The organism is Vagococcus proximus (genome assembly GCF_029143285.1).
GTDB classification, from domain to species: Bacteria; Bacillota; Bacilli; order Lactobacillales; family Vagococcaceae; genus Vagococcus_D; species Vagococcus_D proximus.
In genome coordinates this window covers 353274-371972 of record NZ_JAPDSH010000001.1, presented here as the reverse complement: position 1 = coordinate 371972, position 18699 = coordinate 353274, and the positions used below count along the sequence as shown (strand labels likewise).

The following is an 18699-nucleotide window of genomic DNA, read 5'->3' as shown; positions in this document are numbered from 1 at the left end:
CTTTTCAATTAAACTCATTTTTCCGACAATAAAAGTATATGAAAATCCTACCGTACAGTCATCTCCACTTTGTTCAGCATTTTCTGTTTTTGGATAATAAAGATAGAAAGCTTTGAACCCTTGCTAAGTTAGCGGTTCAAAGCTTTCTATCTTTACCTTTTATTAAAAAAATCTTTGATACTTTCAATTACTTTGAGTAAATCCCTGTATTTCATCAGCTTTTCTTATAACAAAATTAGCTATAATGTTTTTTATTGTGTACCTGAAAGCGTTACACAGAAAATTCTTTTGCATGGACAGATAATTTTTCTACACAATCCTGATTAACCCCTGCAACCTCTTGGTCTACTGTATCAATAAAATTGACAATAAACTGTCTGTATTTTTTTGTTTCGAATTCTGTTATCACATCTCTAATCAGATAAACTATTTTTCCGTTTTTACGCAATGTGATACTTTTGGTATTATCTGTCACTATAATAGAAGCTTCATCACTATTTGAGACTAATTCAATCGTCTCCGGGTTGAATATTTCCTTGATAGAATCCCTATATAACTCGGTTAACACTAATGAATCCACAATTCTTACATAAATTTTTATCTTTTTTGTTGGCTTACTTTTTTCTAAAAAAGGGCGTGAAAAAAGAAGTAATGCATCGAATTGTTCTTTCGTAAATTCAATATCATCCAAAGAGAGGTGCTTTAATAAATTTTCTGACTCTTGAGTTACATTACCAGAGTAACGTTCTAACGTTTTTTTATCAATACTTGAGAAAAATAAATCGACTGGTGTAACTTTAACTAATGTAACCAATTTTACCCAGTCCACTAAATATAGAAGCAGTTCTTTAGATTTAATTTGCTCATAATCATTGCTATAATAATCAATCAATATGTAGAGAAGTTCCACTATAGGACCTCCCATTTTCATCAGATCATAACCTACTTCTAAATTATCACTAATTGATTCTTTTTCCTCATGCATTGAGCTATACATATTAAAAAGAAGTGCTGTATTGCTAGATGTTTCTTCCATATTAAATATTCTTAAAAGATAGGGTCTTACATCTTCTAATTCAATATCATTTGGAGAACTGTTATTAAAATAAGCCATTTTAATTTCAGAATTCAATGGATAGGCCTTTACAAATTCAAATACCAAACTAATCAATTTATTAGTGGGACCAGCAAAGGAAATTGTTTTTTTTCTTATTGCAATCGAAATATCAAGTTTCTCTTCACTAATCTCATTAAACTGAGAAATCAATTTATAGATATAACTAGTAGAAACATTTAGATCATAAACCGCGTTATCTAAGTTCACCTCATTATTATTCTCTATTAAATACACGACCAGGTGAAAAATTGAAGATTGATTAAGTAAATAGTTATGATAACTATATAAAACTAATCTATTGTAATACCACGTTAACTTATTATAAAAATAATCTGATGTATAATGATAGCTTAAATTATTAGAAATCGTCATATCAATTCCGCATGATAACAAATCTGCATTAATTGCAGCTACCCGATGCCTACAAGTCTCTTTATTAATTAATTGTTTTTTTTCGAAATCACTTTCCGTTAAAATAAACTCTAACATACTGTACTTTTCTCTCTGTGAGTTATTTAAAAAAATACCACTCATCTACTCGCCTCCCTAAATTAACAGGAATAAAATACTTAAAATTAACTACTAACAAAACTGACATACCTTAATAAATTAATTTCTATTTCTTTATACTCCCCTAATAAACGATATGATCCACCGATACATGCACCGTTTATTACTTTATAGTATATAGTTAGAGAAACTATAACAACGAACTCCATCTACTGTTTCTTTATTTATGTAAAGAATAGTATTCTAAAATGAGGGTAGATTTATCTTATTTTTTAATTAAAAGTCAGTCAAATTGCTTATTATACGGTTAATCATTAAATACTCTCTTAATTTAAACCTGATTGAGGCTCTTATTATACCTACTTTCACAAAAAAACATATACTTTTTTTGTGTTTTATGTTTTAAAAGTGTACAAAACCCTATTTTTTTGTGTGTGTTTTTCGAACATTTTATTTTATTTTTCTGTAATAATCACTTTGACGATAATTTCTTAACTATTTTTATAATAAAATGAAGATAATCTTTTTTTTCAAATTCTTCTGTTACTTCTTGAATAACATAGACAAACTTTGTTTTATCGTAAGTTTTTACTTGCCTCATATCATTAGTTAACACAATGTTAGCGACATCAATATCCTCAACCAAACAGACTGTATCAAAATTAAATAATTGGCTAATTGATTTTTTATATAAATCAGTCAAAAGAAAAGAGTCTATTAAATTGACATAAATTTTAACTTTAACTAAATTTCTACTATGATTTAAAAATCGTTTCATAAAACAAATAAGTCCCTTTATTTTTTTTCTCTCTAAATAAAACTTTTCTTCTAATAAAATCCTCTCTACTATTGTTATCTCTTGATAATCATCATCCTTCATTGCTACATCATCAATTTCTATACAATAAAGGGGAGTTGGTTTGACTTTTAATAAAACCATCAGCTTTATCAATTCAGGGACATAGAAGCTAAGATCTTTTAAATTAATTTGCCCATATTGATTACTATAATACTTAATCAATTTTGAAACGATTTTAACTAATGGACCACCTTCTTGAATTAAATCATAACCAATCGATTCAATTGAACGAGATGTTGGTGACGTTCTATATAAACTTTTATACAATTCAAATAAAAGATCAGCATCTGTGCAGTCTTCCGTTTTCTCTAAAATACTAATTAAAGGTGCTCTTAATAATTCTAAAAATTGATCACTTTTTGGCTCAATAGTTGAGTAGTTATAATAGTCGCACTCTGGTGCAACAGCATAAAAAGCAAATAAAGCTACAATGAGCTTGTCCTCATCTCCTGTAAATGCCAAATGTTTTTTTACAATTTCTATAGTTACACCATACTCCGGACCACTCACTTCGTTAAAATGGGATACTAATTTATAAATATAACTGTTCGAGATACTCAAATCACAAGCTGCTGTTTCAATTGTTGCTCGTTTATTATTTACTAAGTAAGAAATAAGGTGAAATAAGTTAGATTGATTAAGTAAATAATAATAATACTTGGCCAATATCTTTTTATTATAATACTCAAGCATATCCTCTCGATCAATGTTTTCTGAATAACAATAACCTAGATTAGATTTTATTTTTAACTCTACACCGCAATCAACCAAATCTTTATTAATTGTTCTAATTCTATGTCTATCAACGGATAATTTTTTTGCGAACTGCTGATTGACTTGTTCATTTTGGTGTAAACTTAAAATATAATGTAAAACTTCATATTTCTCCATCTGAGCATTATTGAAAAAAAGTTGACTCATTGTCTATTCCTCCTATCCTTGAATAATTCGACTTATAGGTTATTTGATGTATCTAACCTTGTCACATCACTATACAATCATCCATACCTTCTTAAGGTACAGTTAATAATAAATTAAATAAATAATAAGTCATAATCTTATTTTAAGCACTTCGAGGTTTTATATATACAATCTTGATCCATTTTTCACACCTATAACAGACTCATACTCTAATACTGTTTCATTATTCTTTTTCCTATCGGTTTAAATAACAAATCAGTCCTTAGTTATCTTTTGTTATCCCTATTATTTTTATAAAAAAAGACTGTAAAATTCTTTCCATCAAGAATTTTGCAGTCTTTTTACACCTATTTTTTCTTTTTACCTATGGATTTGAACCCTCGTTTTACTACATCCATAAAACTTAGAGAATGAACCATACGGTCTGAATCCACATACTCTCTTATAGCTCTTAATACTTTCTTAGGTTGCTTAGACGAAAAAGTATAGGTTCCATTTTTCTTAGTTTGAATAGCATACCTCGGAATCCACTTTCCCTTAAACATCACAGAAGCCAGTACTAAATCGACCTCTTCCCACGGGATTTGAATGAATTTACGTTTATCTCGGTCATTATAAAATTCAAAGCCTTTATCCCCTACCATAATTTTACCGTAGTCGGTTAAACCAGTGAATGATGTAGCATCAATGACCAAATCTACTTTTGTATTAATTGATTGTACCATGTTGTAAGCTCCATTCCTGTCTTTCTTCTTACTATTATTATACGATGTTCCAAGACATTAGGCTATTAAAAAAAGCTCGGAAATTCCGAGCTTTAAGTTGTTTCTATAATAAACCGATTAAGTGTCCAACAATCCCAACTACGAATAAGCCAAGAATGATAACGATAGGACTAACTTTTTTCTTAAGTAACCACATACAGAAGAAAGTCAGTAATAATGGCATTAAGCCAGGAATCAATTGATCTAAGTTATCTTGTAATGTTGTCACTTTAGTTTGTGATAAAGCCATACCAGAATTTACTTTTTCGAAGGCTTGTTGCATACCTTCGCCACCTGCTGGTAATTTATTCCATTCGATAAACGCGCCATCGTCTAGTTTAACTTCAGATACAACCGGTAAGAATTTAATAGATACCCAACGTTGAACCAAAGCTGCCAGAACGAACATCCCGAGGATTGACGCTCCTTTAGTTACATCTTGTAATAAACCACCTGATAAATCATCAGTAATTTTAGAACCTGCTTTATAACCAAATTCCTGTGTGTACCACATGAAAGCCATACGAATTAAGTTCCAAGCTACGAAGAAAATGATTGGTCCCATAATGTTACCAGTCATAGCTAATGATGCTCCTAAAGCACCTAAGATTGGGCGTAATGTAAACCAGAATACTGGATCACCGATACCAGCTAAAGGTCCCATCATACCAACCTTAACCCCTTGAATTGCAACATCATCAACTGGCGCGCCATTTGCACGTTCTTCTTCAAGTGCTAAGGTAACCCCTAAGATTGGTGATGCAATGTAAGGATGTGTATTAAAGAATTCTAAATGACGTTTCATTGCTTGTGAGCGTTCTTCGTCAGTTTTATATAATTTCTTGATTGCTGGGATCATTGAGAATGCCCAACCACCATTTTGCATACGTTCGTAGTTCCATGAACCTTGAATAAATGTTGAGCGCCAAGCGACAGCCAGACGGTCTTTTTTAGTTAATTCAATTTTTTCTGCCATTTTCTGTTCTCCTCCTTCAGGATTAATAGTCATTTAAGATGTCGCCTAGTGGATCGCCTGAGTTGCTGTTGCTTCCTCCGTTAGATGAACCACCCATTTTAGATAAGTTTAAGTAGATAAGAGCAAGTGCCACACCGATACCACCTAAAGCGATTAATGTTAATTCTGACATTGCTGCTACAACGAAACCTAAAATGAAGAAAGGCCATACTTCTTTTGTTGCCATCATGTTGATTACAAGTGCGTAACCTACGGCAACGACCATTCCACCACCGATAGCCATACCTTCATTTAACCATGCTGGCATTGACTCTAAGAATCCTTGAACAGTTGAAGCTGGAATGAATAGTAATGCTGCTGCTGGGATTGCAATACGTAAACCTTGCATTGCTACTGCAGCCATATGTAACATTTCTAAACGTCTGATGTTACCTTTTTCAGCTGCTGAATCCATCATGTGAACGATTGGTACAGCTAATGTACGAACGATCATTGTTAAGAATAAACCTGCTACTGCTAAAGGTACGGCAACCGCAATCGCTGTATCAACACCTTTAACACCTTGACCACCTAATACTAAAATAATTGCTGATGCAACTGATGCTAAAGCAGCATCTGGCGCTACGGCTGCTCCGATATTTGCCCAACCTAGAGCGATCATTTGTAATGTACCACCTAAGATGATACCAGCTTCTAGGTTACCTGTTACTAAACCGATTAATGTACACGCCACTAATGGTTGATGGAATTGGAATTCATCTAAGATCCCTTCCATACCAGCTAGGAACGCAATAAGTATAACTAAAATCATTGATAGTGCTGACATGATAAGCCTCCTATATTATTTAATTTTTATTTTGCATTGTTAATTTCTGTTTGTGCTTTTTTCAAAATCTCATCCATGTTGGCTTTAGAATCATTTGGTACTTTACGGACATCAAATTTAACGCCTTTTTCTTTGATTTTCGCAAATGTATCCACATCATCTTGTCCCATAGATAACACTTTACTTACTACTACTTTACCCACTGAATGAGCCATTGACCCGATATTAACTTCTTTAATATCAACGCCACCTTCTAATACGCGTAACACGTCTTGAGGTGTTTCAAATAATAGTAACGCTTTTGTATTACCAAAACGAGGATCTTTTGAAATTTCAATCATTTTACTGATTGGGATAACGTTAGCTTTAACCCCTGGAGGAGCAGCTTGTTCGATTAATTTCTTACGTAAGTCATCTTTTGCTACAGCATCAGATACTACGATGATACGGTTTGGTTGCGTTGTTTTAGTCCACGCTGTTGCCACTTGTCCATGTAATAGACGTGAGTCAATACGAGCTAAAACAAAATCAATTTCACCATTTCCTAAAACAGTTCCTGGTGCAATAGCGCCTTGAATTTCTTCTTTTTCTGCTACTGCTGGTGCTGCTTCTTCAGGTTCAAGAGCTTCTGGACGAACTCTCACTCCTTCTTTCGCTGTTTCAAGAACATGTGCTGCAATCTCTTGAGCTGAGTTCATTGAAAAACGTGACGCATACGCTTCGATAACCATTGGTAAATTCATACCTGCTACGATAGCCCATTTGTCTTTGTGGTCCTCAAACAATGTATTTGCTTGGTTAAACGGTGTACCACCCCATAAATCGACTAAGAATAAAACTTCTTCTTGGTCATCAAATGTTGCGATAGCTTCTTGCATTTTAGCCTTAACATCTTCAGGTCCTTCACTCGGCATTAACGTAATAGCTTTTACGTTTTCTTGCTCTCCGAAAATCATAGCGCCGGATTGTAAGATACCTTCAGCGAATTCACCGTGACTGGCTAGGATAATTCCTACCATATTCTAATCCCTCCTATTTCATTTATCTTTATTAAAGATCACCTTTATATAAGCAATTACTGTGCCAGTTTTAGTGTATCAATCATTTTCTGCCAAATAACAGCATTTACCGCCACATACAATACACTAAGCACTATAAATATATGTATCACTAGTGTATTATCTATTTTTAAAGAAATACTCTAATTAGTGTATTGTGTTTTAGATACACTAAAGTCAACTCCTATACATAATTGATAAAAACGAACCACAACTGTTGTTCGCTTTTTTTTATAGGACATATTTACCATTTTGTCCGTTCACTTATTCACAAAAAGTTTTATACTTTAAGTATAGTTTTGAAAAGGGATACATTCCCTACACCATTAAAAGAAAAGAGGAATTTATTATGCGTTATTTTGATTACTTTTTACCTAATGTAAACTTCTTTGGTCCTAAATCTGTTGAGGTCATTGGAGATCGTGTCGAACTTCTAGGCGTTAAAAAAGCTCTTATCGTAACAGATGGTTTCTTACGTAATATGGAAAATGGTCCAGTGAAACAAGTTGAAAAACATTTAAATGATAAAAATATTGAGTATGTTTTCTACGACGGTGTTGAACCTAATCCCAAAATCTCTAACTGTTTAGATGGATTAGCTGTTTACAACGAAAATAATTGTGATGCTATTATCACTGTTGGCGGTGGTTCTGCTCATGACTGTGGTAAAGGGATTGGTATTGCGGCAACTCATGACAAACCTCTTACTGAATTAGCTGGTATTGAAACACTTGATAACCCACTTCCTCCAATTGTTGCTGTCAATACAACAGCTGGTACTGCAAGTGAAATTACACGTCACTGTGTCCTAACAAATTCAGAAACACATTTAAAATTTGTTATCGTAAGCTGGCGTAATGTCCCTGTTGTTTCTATTAATGATCCGTTACTAATGCTAGCAATTCCAGCTGGACTTACTGCTGCAACAGGTATGGATGCTTTAACTCATGCTGTTGAATCTTATGTCTCTAAAAATGCTAACCCTGTAACAGATGCAGCTGCTATTCAAGCGATTAAATTAATTAGCACTAACTTACGCCAAGCAGTAGCTAACGGCGAAAATGTTAAAGCACGTGAAAATATGGCGTATGCTTCACTTCTTGCTGGTATGGCCTTTAACAACGCTGACCTTGGTTACGTACATGCTATGGCTCACCAATTGGGTGGTCAATACGATATGGCTCATGGTGTTGCCAATGCCATTCTTTTACCTACTGTTGAAGAATACAACATGATTTCAAACATTGATAAATTTGCTGATATTGCCGAATTTATGGGTGAAGATATTTCAGGTTTATCAAAACGTGATGCTGCAGTGCTTGCGATTAATGCAATGCGTACACTTGCAACTGATGTTGGTATTCCATCAACACTTAAAGAAATGGGTGTTAAACGTGAAGACTTCGAGTTAATGGCAACAAATGCCCTAGTCGATGGTAATGCCTTCAGTAATCCCCGCCAAGGAACAAAAGCTGATATTATGTCATTATTTGAAAAAGCTTACGAGTAAAATTTAAAAGTAGTAGCTTGAGATAACAAGCTACTACTTTTTACTCTTTAGAGTGTATTCCTCTATCTTCCAGTCTATTTCACGTAATTTATCTAGTTTCTTCCTATAGTAGGCAAGTAAAACTAGCTCGTATAATGGAATGAAGCTATCTAGCAAAACGGTTTCTCTATAATCTAGTGTATCAATTTCTTTAAATTTATTCTCTTTCCAAAAATCGGATAAGTCTTTTTCTTCAAAAATCTCATCAAACTTAGCTAACTTTCGGTTAATTAATTCGGACCTCTGCATCTCTTTAATATCCGCTGCATTATCAACACAACACTTATCAAATTTGATGTATTCTCTTGGGAAATAAGCTTCTAAATCGGTAGTTACTCGTCTCATAAACTCCCCCCTCATTATCTTTAGTGTATCATGATAAATTAGTGTATTCGATTAATCTGCTTTAAATAACCTCCCCTTACTAGTAAACTTTTATTTTTTACTTACGAGAATTTTTTAAATCTGCTACACTATTTTTACAGTGAACATTACTCGCAAGACGTAGGAACCATCTGCCCAGATGGTTTCTGCGTCTTTTTTGTTTACTGATATTAAGGAAGATAGGAGTTTTTTTATGTCACATGATTTACGTTTACCCCACAATCCAAAGGAAGGTCTTCTTTATGGCAGTATTATTTGCGGTATAACCGCCTTTTTGATGTCTAGCTTTAATATTTACTTGGAATTCAGAGCAGTAGATAGCCACTACCTCACAACAGTAGTAAAGGCCTTTCCTCTATTTTTTGTTATTGCGATGGTGCTTGAAAATTTTGTCGTCAGAAAAGCAGTCATGCCTCTTCTAACTAAATTTAGCCATACCAATGACAGTTTTAATGCCCAAGTCTTGTTTAATGTCTTTTTTACCGTTATCGGTATGTCCGTAATTATGACGATAATTGGTGATGTCGTTGGTCACGGATTTGTCATTGAAACTGGGCTTTTAAACCGTTTCGTTATAGCTTGGCCGCGCAACTTTACGATTGTATTGTTTATCGAACTTTTAATCGCACAACCTACTGCACGTCATATGATGCGTTGGTTACATCTCCACTAAAAAAGAGAGCCAAATGGCTCTCTTTTTGTTAAAATCCTTTTATCACAACATTAGATAACGGGTCCTCTTTCAAGAACTTCTCAAGATTATTCTCCGCTATTTCCATGTATTTATTAAAGGTTTCATCTAAATCAAAACCACCAGCAACATGTGGCGTAATAATTATATTTTTCAAATCCCACGCTTCATGATTTTCTGGCAACGGTTCTGGTTCAGTTACGTCTAATACTGCTGCAAACTCATCTTCATGCTTCATATGAGTACATAATGCTTCTAAATCAACAAGGCTACCACGACCTACATTCACCAAGATTGCATCTGATTTCATATTGGCAAGTAGCTTACTATCTACTAAATGATAATTGCTCGCCATTGCAGGAACACATAATATTAGGACGTCTAAGTCACTCACTTTATCAGCGATATTATCGACGGTTCTCACTTCTTTTACGAATGGAAAACTTACTTTATCTGATTTATAAAAACCGACAATCTCACTACCTAGCCCTGAAAATTTTTCTGCAATGTTACGGCCAATATCACCCAGTCCAATGATGCCGACTTTTGAGCCATAAATTGATTTAATTTTCCCTTCATTTTTCCAATTATGAGTCAGTTGATTTTTATGGTATAAGTGGAGCTTTCGCATCGCCATCATTGTCGTAGCAAGTGTATGCTCTGCCACAGTCAAGCCATATGCCCCTTTGGCATTTGTTAATGTTGTTTGTTCTGGTAATAAATCAGGTTTACTGTATGCATCGTACCCTGCACTACACAACTGTATCCACTTTAATTTATCAAGTTGATTATGTAATCGTTTAGGATGTAAATTCCCCCAAATAATTGTTGCACGTGCTAACTCTTCATCTGTCACATCTTTAGGATTGGTAAAACTAAACTCAACGGTCTTAAAACGGTCAATTAACTCAGTTTTCTTTTCTGCTGATAAATCATTTAAAACTAATAGTTTTTCTGTCATGTCCCAGCTCTCCTTTAAACGTTTTCATTCCACTCTAGTATATCACTTGCATTGATGTTTCGTTAGTATTTTGTTTTTATATGACATCTGTCACATCATGTCATGACACTCGCTACTTATGTACCTACGTTCTTTTCTTTATAGTAGTAGAAAAGGAGGCATTACTAATGATACAACCTATTTTAAACGTTAAAACCATTAGCAAATCGTATAAGAACAAGGTGATTTTAAACGATATTTCATTTGAACTATATAAAGGTGAAATAGTTGCACTCTTAGGTGAAAATGGTGCTGGTAAATCTACCTTAATCTCAATTATTACACATTTAATACCTCAAGATAGCGGTCATGTCCTACTATTTGGAAAACAAAAATTCAGAAAGAATGACCGTGAGACTATTGGCGTTATGCTACAACATTCATTTTCATTATCAAAAGTTACCGTTAAAGAGAGCATTATGTTAGCAAGGAGCTACTATTCTAATCCCCTTCCCTATACTGAATTATTATCCCTAGCTGGCTTAAAGGAAAAGGAAGATACTTTCCTCACAAAATTATCTGGTGGTCAACAGCGTAGGTTATCTTTTTCGATTGCACTGGCCGGAGATTCTGAATTGATTTTCTTAGACGAACCAACTGCTGGTATGGACAGTCATGCAAGGTATCAATTTTGGCAAACCGTCTCACACTATCAAAAAAAAGGAAAAACATTTTTTATAACCAGTCATTATTTAGATGAACTAGAGATGATTGCTACTCGCTTTTTAATTTTAAAAAATAATTCCCTCACTTTTAACGGAACCATAGAACAACTAAGAGAGAAAACTGGACAAACAGAGATTAACTTTACGAGTTCGATTGAGGCCTCACTCTTTAATGACTTCACCGCCGTTCATAGTCATTCTAACCTAGGTACACGTCATACGTTTCTTACAAATGATATAAATACCTTTATTAACGAACTCATACCTTATCTAAATGATTTAGAAAACTTATCCATTAAACCTCACTCTCTTGAAACCCTTTTTAACCAGTTAAGCAAAGGAGAAAACTAATATGAACTCTTTTATTTATCAAGTGCACCTTAATTTTAAACGATTAGTTTGGCGTAACTTAAAATTCTTCTTTTTTAACTTACTTCTTCCTTTAGCTTTTTATCTTTTATTTACAAAGGTAATGACTGTTGAAATGCCTAAAGAAGCTCTTATAGTTTGGAAAGAAGATTATCTTATCAGTATGATTATTTATAGTATGCTATTGAGCGCAGTGATTAGTGTCTCTAATACCTTCCACGATGATAATAAACAACATTTTACACTTTTTGTTGAACTTAGTCCTGTGTCAAAAATTCGTTATTACGTCTCTACACTTCTTGTTTTCATTACTATGTCTAGCTTATCAACATTAGGACTAAGTATCTCTGGGATTATTATTAATCAGATAAACTTTTCTTCTTCTGCCTGGTTATTCCTAATCATTCTTTTGCCCATCATCGCATCACCTCTGATGTTGATAGGTATCATGATTTCTTTTAGTGACTCAAGTAATGTGATAAACTTATTGAGTAATCTCATCGTCTTTCCTATGGCAATTTTTAGTGGACTTTGGTTTCCGTTAGAAATCTTACCAAAATGGATTCAAAAAATTGGCAGTTACTTATTACCTTATCACTTAGCTGAACTCAGCAAGAACATTTGCCACAATTCTCTGACACTAAACAAAATGAATGTACTATATATAATACTTTGGACAAGTTTACTAGGAATACTAACTTGGATAATTAATACCTTTCAGAATAAAAAGGAGCTACACCGCTTATGAAACAATTTTTTAAACGTCATATTTTATTTCCTGAAAAATTTGGGTTCACTCCCTATTTTTGGTTACTATTTCTAATCCCTACAATTTTTTCTTTATTTCCAATCAATACGACTTATCGTTATTTCTTGATAATACTTCTACTTATCTTTATAAAAGCTTATCGCGATGCTTATACCATTACAACACTACTGCCCTTGAATATCTTGACTCAATTACTCATTGCTATATTTTTTGGTATAACAGAACAAAATGGCTACCTATTCATCTTCACCGCTTGGGAGATTGGATCAATCCCTTTAGCCAAAACTACTTTTAAACATTATCTTATTGGTTATTATAGTGCTTGTTTGGTTAGTTTTATAGGTAGTACTATTCCACATCCTCCTTATTCTTTTTCAGAATGGAGCACGCTTATGATTCCTTTAGGATTCGCCGTTGTTTCACCTCTCGCAGCTCGTTCAATGGGAGATTCCTATCGTAGAAGTGCTCAGCTTAGCCGTAATAATCAACGCTTAGAAGCTATTGTTAAGCAAAATGAACGAGATCGTATTGCCCGCGATTTACATGATACCGTCGGTCAAACATTTTCAATTATCACTTTAAAAACGGAACTTGCTCAAAAATTAATCCAAAAAGATGCGTCACTTGCTGAAAAAGAACTTTCTGAAATCGCTCAACTATCACGTGCTAGCTTAAATTCTGTTCGGTCAATTGTTAATAACCTGCATGAAAAAAATATCGCAGAAACTATGATTGAGGAAGAAAACAACTTAAAATTGGCAAATATTTCCATTCAAAGTATAAACGAAACTCTTTCGAATACTTGGCCACCAGATGTTCAACATCTCTTCTCCTCTGTTATAACAGAAGCTGTAACAAATATGATTAGACACAGCAAAGCTCAAGTTGCTAGTTTTACTTTCTCTGAATCATCTACTCACTATTCTTTAAGCATAAAAGATAATGGGATTGGTATTCAAACTATTCGTTCAGGTGCTTTTGGTTTAACTAGTATGGAGAGACGAATGACTGAAGTAGGTGGAAACCTAACCATAACTTCCACAAATGGAACTATACTTACCTTTACATTACCAAAGGGGGAATTATAATGACTACACTTTATATAGCTGAGGATCAAGAAATGCTTAAAACTGCGCTTGTCACTATTTTAAATTTAGAAAATGAGTTCTCCGTAATAGGTTCGAGTACCGACGGATTGATTTCATTAGCTGAGATCAAACAACTAAAACCAGATATCGCAATTCTAGATATCGAGATGCCTGGCCTTACAGGACTCGAAATCGCAGCACAACTAAAAAAAATAATCCCAACAACTAAATGTATTATTTTAACAACCTTTGCGTTAGAGCATTACTTTCAAGATGCGGTCGCAACTGAAGTCAGCGCTTATTTATTAAAAGATAGTCCTAGTGACTTTTTAATACAAACTATCCATTCCGTTTTAAAGGGAGCTACTATTTATTCTCCAGAATTAGTTAAGACAGTTCTACGCGCTGAAAAAAATCCTCTTAGTCATCGTGAAATGGAGATTTTAACTCTCATCCAGCAAGGGCTTTCTACACAAGTCATTTCAAAAACACTTTTTTTGTCAGAAGGAACCATTCGTAATTACATCTCTGCTATCTTAAGTAAAACAGGTTCTCGCTCTAGAATTGAAGCTATAAATGTAGCTAGTCAGCACCATTGGATATAAAAAAGCAATCAGATTTTTTCTGATTGCTTTTTTACTCAAATTCATTCACTAATTTTTGCCATAAAGGCTTCTTTTCCATAAAAATCAGGTAACAATAACTCTGGGAATATTTCCTTAAAGAAGTAGCCGACAGATGGTCGGTGTTCAAATTTCTTAATTGTTTCCACTGACTCGATAAACATCTCTTTATACACCGGTTCTGGGTTGTTTTTAACAATCTCTTCAAACGACTCATACAACAAATCGACTTTATCAGCAATCGCTAATATTTCACCTTCTACTGTTTCATCTTTCCCTTCAAATAATCGTCTTCTATAGATAGCTTGAAACTCACTTGGAATTTCTTCTTCAATAAATTGATCAGTCATTTTCTCTTCTACGGTCTGTAACATCCCTCTAAGTTCTTTGCTCGCATATTTGACCGGGGTCTTAATATCTCCAATAAAGCGCTCTGTATAATCATGATTTAACGCCTTTTCATACAATGATTTCCAATCAATCGTCACACCATTTACTTCTTCAATATCCCCTAAGACTTGTGCGATAGACGCCACTCGGTAAGAATGGGCCGCCACCGTATGCTCGGTAAATTTGAAAAATCCTGGTGCACGTGTAATGGTCTCCAAACTGTTTAATCCTAATATAAATTCATTTAATCCCATACTATCCCTCCTAGGTATTTTTACTATCATACCGAAATCGAGTAATCGAGTCAAAGAATATGCAAAAAGCCGACTCATAGAGCCGACTTTTACTTTGCTTGCGGAAGACCGATAAGCTGTAGCTGATTATCTGGCGTATGATAGTCTCTCAACCACTCCACTAAAGCTTCTTCTGCCGAATGATCTAAAACTGTCATATGAGAAAAATCAATTTGCTTTCCTTTTAACGTTGACTCTTTTTCAGAAAAATAACGATTAAATGATTGGACCGACGCAAAATATAAGGGTCCTGAAACACTAATAGTCTCCTCATTTTCTGTTATTTTAATACTCGATAACTTCGCCATAAATACGAGAGCACTTAACAAAACACCTAGAGCAATCCCGATCGCCAAATTATGCGTATACACTACGACCGCTACGGTCATAATCATAATAAAACTTTCGGTCACTTGAAAAGTACGGATTAAACTCAAACTTTCCCAATTAAACGTTGCGATAGCTACTGTTATCATAATCCCAATTAAAACTGCTGTCGGGATTTGTAACATCACATCTTTTCCTACTAAAATTAAAATCAATAGTGATAAACCACCTACTAACGTTGACAATCGTGTTCGACCACCGGACTTCACATTGATGACAGCTTGTCCGATCATAGCACATCCAGCAGGACCACCGAAGAAAGCCGTCACTAAATTTGCAAGACCTTGCGCTTTTACTTCTCGCTTAGAATCCCCTGTTGTTTCAGTCATCTCATCGACAATAGGTAAGGTTAGTAGTGTTTCAATTAAACCAACCATTGTCAAAGCTATAGCGGGACCGATAATAATGCTTAAAGTCTCTAGGGTAAATGGTACATTTGGTAAAGCTAAACTAAAGCTTGTCTGACTTAAATCACCTAAATCACCGATCACTTGAAATTGTCCAGGCATCACATAAGAAACAATCCCCATCATGACAATCGCAATCAATGCTGGTGGCACAAGTGTGGTTACTTTTGGTAAAACATACATCAGTAAGATTGTAATGCCTACCATCACAAATGTCAGAACTGACTGTCCTGGTAATTGTTGAACCTGTGCCATAAAAATCATAATCGCTAAAGCATTAACAAACCCATACATCACAGTTTTAGAAATATAACGCATCAATTTATGAATCCCTGCATAACCTAGTAACAACTGAAAAATACCAGTTAACACCGTAGCCGCAAGCATGTACTCAATTCCATGCGCTTTTATTAAACCAACCATCACCATGGCCATCGACCCAGCTGCTGCCGTTACCATTGCTGGTCGTCCACCCATAAAACTAATGACTAACATCATGATACTCGAACCAAAAAGAGCAGTTAAAGGGTTTACACCTGCAATAATCGCGAAACCGATAACTTCTGGTAAAATCGCAATCGATGAAACTAATCCTGCAAAGAAATCATTCTTCACCTGTCCTAACCATTCTTCTTTTTTTATACTCAATAACATACATCGTACTCCTCATTCTCTTTTATCCAACTTTTCTATCATACCAAATAACACGAGACATAAAAAGCTTCGGTCTCTAATAGACCGAAGCTTTGCTGTTATTCTTTATTATAAATCGAGATAGATGTTTTGTCTTCATCGCTATAATAATTAATTGAAACTAACTCACCATCTTCATTAATGAAGTCGTATTCCATATGATCAGCAAGGTCATTTTCATTCTCCTTAATATACCAATTCGTAATATCGTACAATTCGTAACGACCATAATTGTCATTTTTCTCTTCCACATACTCTGAACCTGCGTTCATATATTTTTCATAACGACTTTTATTAGCTATACGTTTCCCATCTGAATCTAAATACAAACGAACATATTCTTTGATTTCATCTGGATTAAGACTACGATTACGCTTAATTTCATTACCATCAATCGCATAATCTGTCACACCTAAACGCTTCGCATATAACTCACGCGTATCATTAAAACGTTGGATAAACCCTTTTTTATAAACACCGTCTTCAGTCAACTCAATATAACTCTCATCCTCAACTGAATCTAAAGGCACTTCATTGTAAGACTCCGTATGATCACCAGGCATACTGCCACTACGTTTTTTCATGTAGACACCTGCGTACTTCTCCATTTTCGGTGTAAACATCCCGCTAGCTTTTAAACCGAACCCAATAAGCGCTAGTACTAAAACAGCTCCAACAATCATACCAATTTTCTTTTTCGACCCTTTTGGCTGTTGAGTTGTCGTTTCAATTGTCTTTTCTTTATTAACCTCTTCTTTTGTCTCAACTTTTTTTTCATCTTTCATTACTTTTGTGACACAACTTCCACAAAATTTTGCTTCTGAGGCTAGTTTCTCACCACAATTTGAACAATACTCCATCTTTTGACCTCCTCCAAAATATATCCTATTTTTCAATTATAGGTTAGCTCATGAGCGTTATCAAGAGTTGCTCAGTTTATTTTATTTCATTAAGAAATAAGCCTTTTACAAAAAGTTAGTTACCCCCTTATCTTCCACGATTTATAGGTATATAATCAAAGCTATAAATCCCTCTATCAAAGGAGTCTTGACTTATGAAAGCAGATAAAAAAGAACAAAATAAACACGCTCAAATTCTCATTCGCAACCTCTATAATGAGCTGATTAAACGCCCTGATGCAGGCTCCTCTTGCCAGTATCTTTTAACCCACTTAAAAACTAGTTATGATAACCTGGATAAAGGAAAAGTGACACCTGAAGATGAACTACTTAGCCTTCACAAGTCACTCCTCTCTTATATTTTTGTCGATTCAATTTCACTTTTTCCGAGAGAAAAAGATGCCCTTCAAGCTATTAAAGAGGCAACACATCCACGTCCTTTTTGGAAGAATATAGGCGTGCCACATAGGAGTTATTAACACAATAAAAAGAGTCTATTCTTAACAGAATAGACTCTTTTTTAATTCGCTTGTTTCTTACTCTCCAACTTCTCTCGATACATTCCCACTTCTTCTTCTGTACATCTTACCAGATGTCCCGGGGCGATTTCCCTTAGCTCACGAACTTGGTCATCTTGACCTTTATAAGGGACGCGTTGTCTCGACTTTTCAAAGTCTGGGTCTGGTTGAGGTATCGCTGATAATAAGCTTTCTGTATAAGGATGTAACCCGTACTGATACACATCATCACTAGATCCTACTTCAACTAACTTACCATAATGCATCACGCCAATTCGGTCGCTGATGTATTTAACCATTGATAAATCATGGGCGATAAACAAGTACGTTAATTTTTTCTTGATTTGCAATTCCTTTAATAGGTTCACAACCTGAGCCTGAATAGACACATCAAGAGCGGAAATCGGTTCATCACAGATAATGAATTTGGGTTGAACTGCTAACGCTCTAGCAATCCCAATCCGTTGACGTTGTCCACCTGAAAATTCATGAGGATAGCGTGACCCATGACTAGCATTTAAGCCTACTGTCTCAAGTAATTGGTTAATTTGATTGGTTCTATCTTCATCGTCCTTAGCTAAGTTATGAATATCTATCCCTTGTCCTATGATATCGTTCACTTTCATCCTAGGGTTTAATGACGCATAAGGATCTTGAAAAATCATTTGCATCTCTTGTCTAAATTTTTGAAGGTCCTTTTGTTTTTTGATTCGACTCACGTCTTGTCCATCAAAAATAATGTCACCTGCCGTTGGTTCGTAGAGTCTTATGATAGTCCGACCTGTCGTCGATTTACCACAACCTGACTCACCCACTAAACCAAATGTTTCGCCTTCCATAATCTCAATAGAAATATCATCAACCGCTCTCACCTCATCTTCAGAGCCGACATTAAAATATTGTTTTAAATTCTTCACTTCTAATAATGCTTTTTTTGTCATAC

At 34.6% G+C, this 18699-nt stretch carries 19 protein-coding genes; 7 read left to right on the top strand and 12 right to left on the bottom strand.

Annotation, left to right across the window (positions count from 1 at the left end):
* Positions 1-271: 271 nt before the first annotated feature.
* From OL233_RS01810 to OL233_RS01785, 6 genes are all read right to left on the bottom strand, one after another.
* Positions 272-1651: a hypothetical protein gene (locus OL233_RS01810; protein ID WP_275470652.1), complete on the bottom strand. Its 1380-nt coding sequence runs from the start codon at positions 1649-1651 to the stop codon at positions 272-274.
* A 448-nt stretch (positions 1652-2099) separates the two neighbouring features.
* Positions 2100-3407, bottom strand: coding sequence for a helix-turn-helix domain-containing protein (locus OL233_RS01805; protein ID WP_275470651.1), 1308 nt, complete (start codon positions 3405-3407; stop codon positions 2100-2102).
* Positions 3408-3754: 347 nt separating this feature from the next.
* Positions 3755-4132, bottom strand: a complete 378-nt coding sequence (locus OL233_RS01800) for a DUF956 family protein (RefSeq protein WP_275470650.1) — start codon at positions 4130-4132, stop codon at positions 3755-3757.
* 103 nt (positions 4133-4235) lie between these two features.
* On the bottom strand, positions 4236-5147 hold the full coding sequence (locus tag OL233_RS01795; protein WP_126830687.1) for a PTS system mannose/fructose/sorbose family transporter subunit IID: 912 nt from the start codon (positions 5145-5147) through the stop codon (positions 4236-4238).
* Positions 5148-5169: 22 nt separating this feature from the next.
* The gene (locus tag OL233_RS01790; protein ID WP_275470649.1) at positions 5170-5973 is read right to left on the bottom strand and encodes a PTS mannose/fructose/sorbose transporter subunit IIC; all 804 of its coding nucleotides are present in this window, start codon (positions 5971-5973) and stop codon (positions 5170-5172) included.
* Positions 5974-5999: 26 nt separating this feature from the next.
* On the bottom strand, positions 6000-6992 hold the full coding sequence (locus OL233_RS01785; protein WP_275470648.1) for a mannose/fructose/sorbose PTS transporter subunit IIB: 993 nt from the start codon (positions 6990-6992) through the stop codon (positions 6000-6002).
* A gap of 388 nt (positions 6993-7380) precedes the next feature.
* Here OL233_RS01785 and OL233_RS01780 point away from each other — a divergent pair, with 388 nt between their 5' ends.
* Positions 7381-8541, top strand: coding sequence for an iron-containing alcohol dehydrogenase (locus OL233_RS01780; protein ID WP_275470647.1), 1161 nt, complete (start codon positions 7381-7383; stop codon positions 8539-8541).
* 33 nt (positions 8542-8574) lie between these two features.
* On the opposite strand, the gene OL233_RS01775 is transcribed toward OL233_RS01780, so the two are convergent.
* The gene (locus OL233_RS01775) at positions 8575-8925 is read right to left on the bottom strand and encodes a hypothetical protein (RefSeq protein ID WP_275470646.1); all 351 of its coding nucleotides are present in this window, start codon (positions 8923-8925) and stop codon (positions 8575-8577) included.
* A 232-nt stretch (positions 8926-9157) separates the two neighbouring features.
* Between OL233_RS01775 and OL233_RS01770 the strand changes: the two genes are divergently transcribed.
* On the top strand, positions 9158-9637 hold the full coding sequence (locus tag OL233_RS01770; RefSeq protein WP_275470645.1) for a DUF2798 domain-containing protein: 480 nt from the start codon (positions 9158-9160) through the stop codon (positions 9635-9637).
* A 28-nt stretch (positions 9638-9665) separates the two neighbouring features.
* Here the strand turns inward: OL233_RS01770 and OL233_RS01765 are convergent, their stop codons facing one another.
* A complete protein-coding gene (locus OL233_RS01765; RefSeq protein ID WP_275470644.1) occupies positions 9666-10616 on the bottom strand; it encodes a D-2-hydroxyacid dehydrogenase in 951 nt (316 codons plus the stop codon).
* Between the two features lie 167 nt (positions 10617-10783).
* On the opposite strand from OL233_RS01765, the gene OL233_RS01760 reads away from it, so the two are divergent.
* Genes OL233_RS01760 through OL233_RS01745 form a run of 4 tightly spaced genes read left to right on the top strand, consistent with a single transcriptional unit; the run spans position 10784 to position 14151 of the window.
* Entirely contained in the window at positions 10784-11671 is an 888-nt protein-coding gene (locus OL233_RS01760) for an ABC transporter ATP-binding protein (protein WP_275470643.1), read from the top strand.
* 1 nt (position 11672) lies between these two features.
* Positions 11673-12437, top strand: coding sequence for an ABC transporter permease (locus OL233_RS01755; protein ID WP_275470642.1), 765 nt, complete (start codon positions 11673-11675; stop codon positions 12435-12437).
* The gene (locus OL233_RS01750; RefSeq protein WP_275470641.1) at positions 12434-13546 is read left to right on the top strand and encodes a sensor histidine kinase; all 1113 of its coding nucleotides are present in this window, start codon (positions 12434-12436) and stop codon (positions 13544-13546) included. The genes OL233_RS01755 and OL233_RS01750 overlap by 4 nt, the downstream gene beginning before the upstream one ends.
* Positions 13546-14151 (top strand): response regulator transcription factor, encoded by a 606-nt coding sequence (locus OL233_RS01745; protein WP_275470640.1) that lies wholly within the window; start codon positions 13546-13548, stop codon positions 14149-14151. Before OL233_RS01750 ends, OL233_RS01745 begins: the two co-directional genes overlap by 1 nt.
* A gap of 41 nt (positions 14152-14192) precedes the next feature.
* Here OL233_RS01745 and OL233_RS01740 read toward each other — a convergent pair whose 3' ends face one another.
* From OL233_RS01740 to OL233_RS01730, 3 genes are all read right to left on the bottom strand, one after another.
* Positions 14193-14813: a YfbR-like 5'-deoxynucleotidase gene (locus OL233_RS01740; protein ID WP_275470639.1), complete on the bottom strand. Its 621-nt coding sequence runs from the start codon at positions 14811-14813 to the stop codon at positions 14193-14195.
* 89 nt (positions 14814-14902) lie between these two features.
* Entirely contained in the window at positions 14903-16300 is a 1398-nt protein-coding gene (locus OL233_RS01735; RefSeq protein ID WP_275470638.1) for a SulP family inorganic anion transporter, read from the bottom strand.
* A 98-nt stretch (positions 16301-16398) separates the two neighbouring features.
* On the bottom strand, positions 16399-17199 hold the full coding sequence (locus tag OL233_RS01730; protein WP_275470637.1) for a zinc ribbon domain-containing protein: 801 nt from the start codon (positions 17197-17199) through the stop codon (positions 16399-16401).
* Between the two features lie 194 nt (positions 17200-17393).
* On the opposite strand from OL233_RS01730, the gene OL233_RS01725 reads away from it, so the two are divergent.
* Positions 17394-17717 (top strand): hypothetical protein, encoded by a 324-nt coding sequence (locus tag OL233_RS01725; RefSeq protein WP_275470636.1) that lies wholly within the window; start codon positions 17394-17396, stop codon positions 17715-17717.
* A 41-nt stretch (positions 17718-17758) separates the two neighbouring features.
* On the opposite strand, the gene OL233_RS01720 is transcribed toward OL233_RS01725, so the two are convergent.
* Positions 17759-18697, bottom strand: a complete 939-nt coding sequence (locus OL233_RS01720) for an ABC transporter ATP-binding protein (RefSeq protein ID WP_302470508.1) — start codon at positions 18695-18697, stop codon at positions 17759-17761.
* Positions 18698-18699 lie beyond the last annotated feature (2 nt).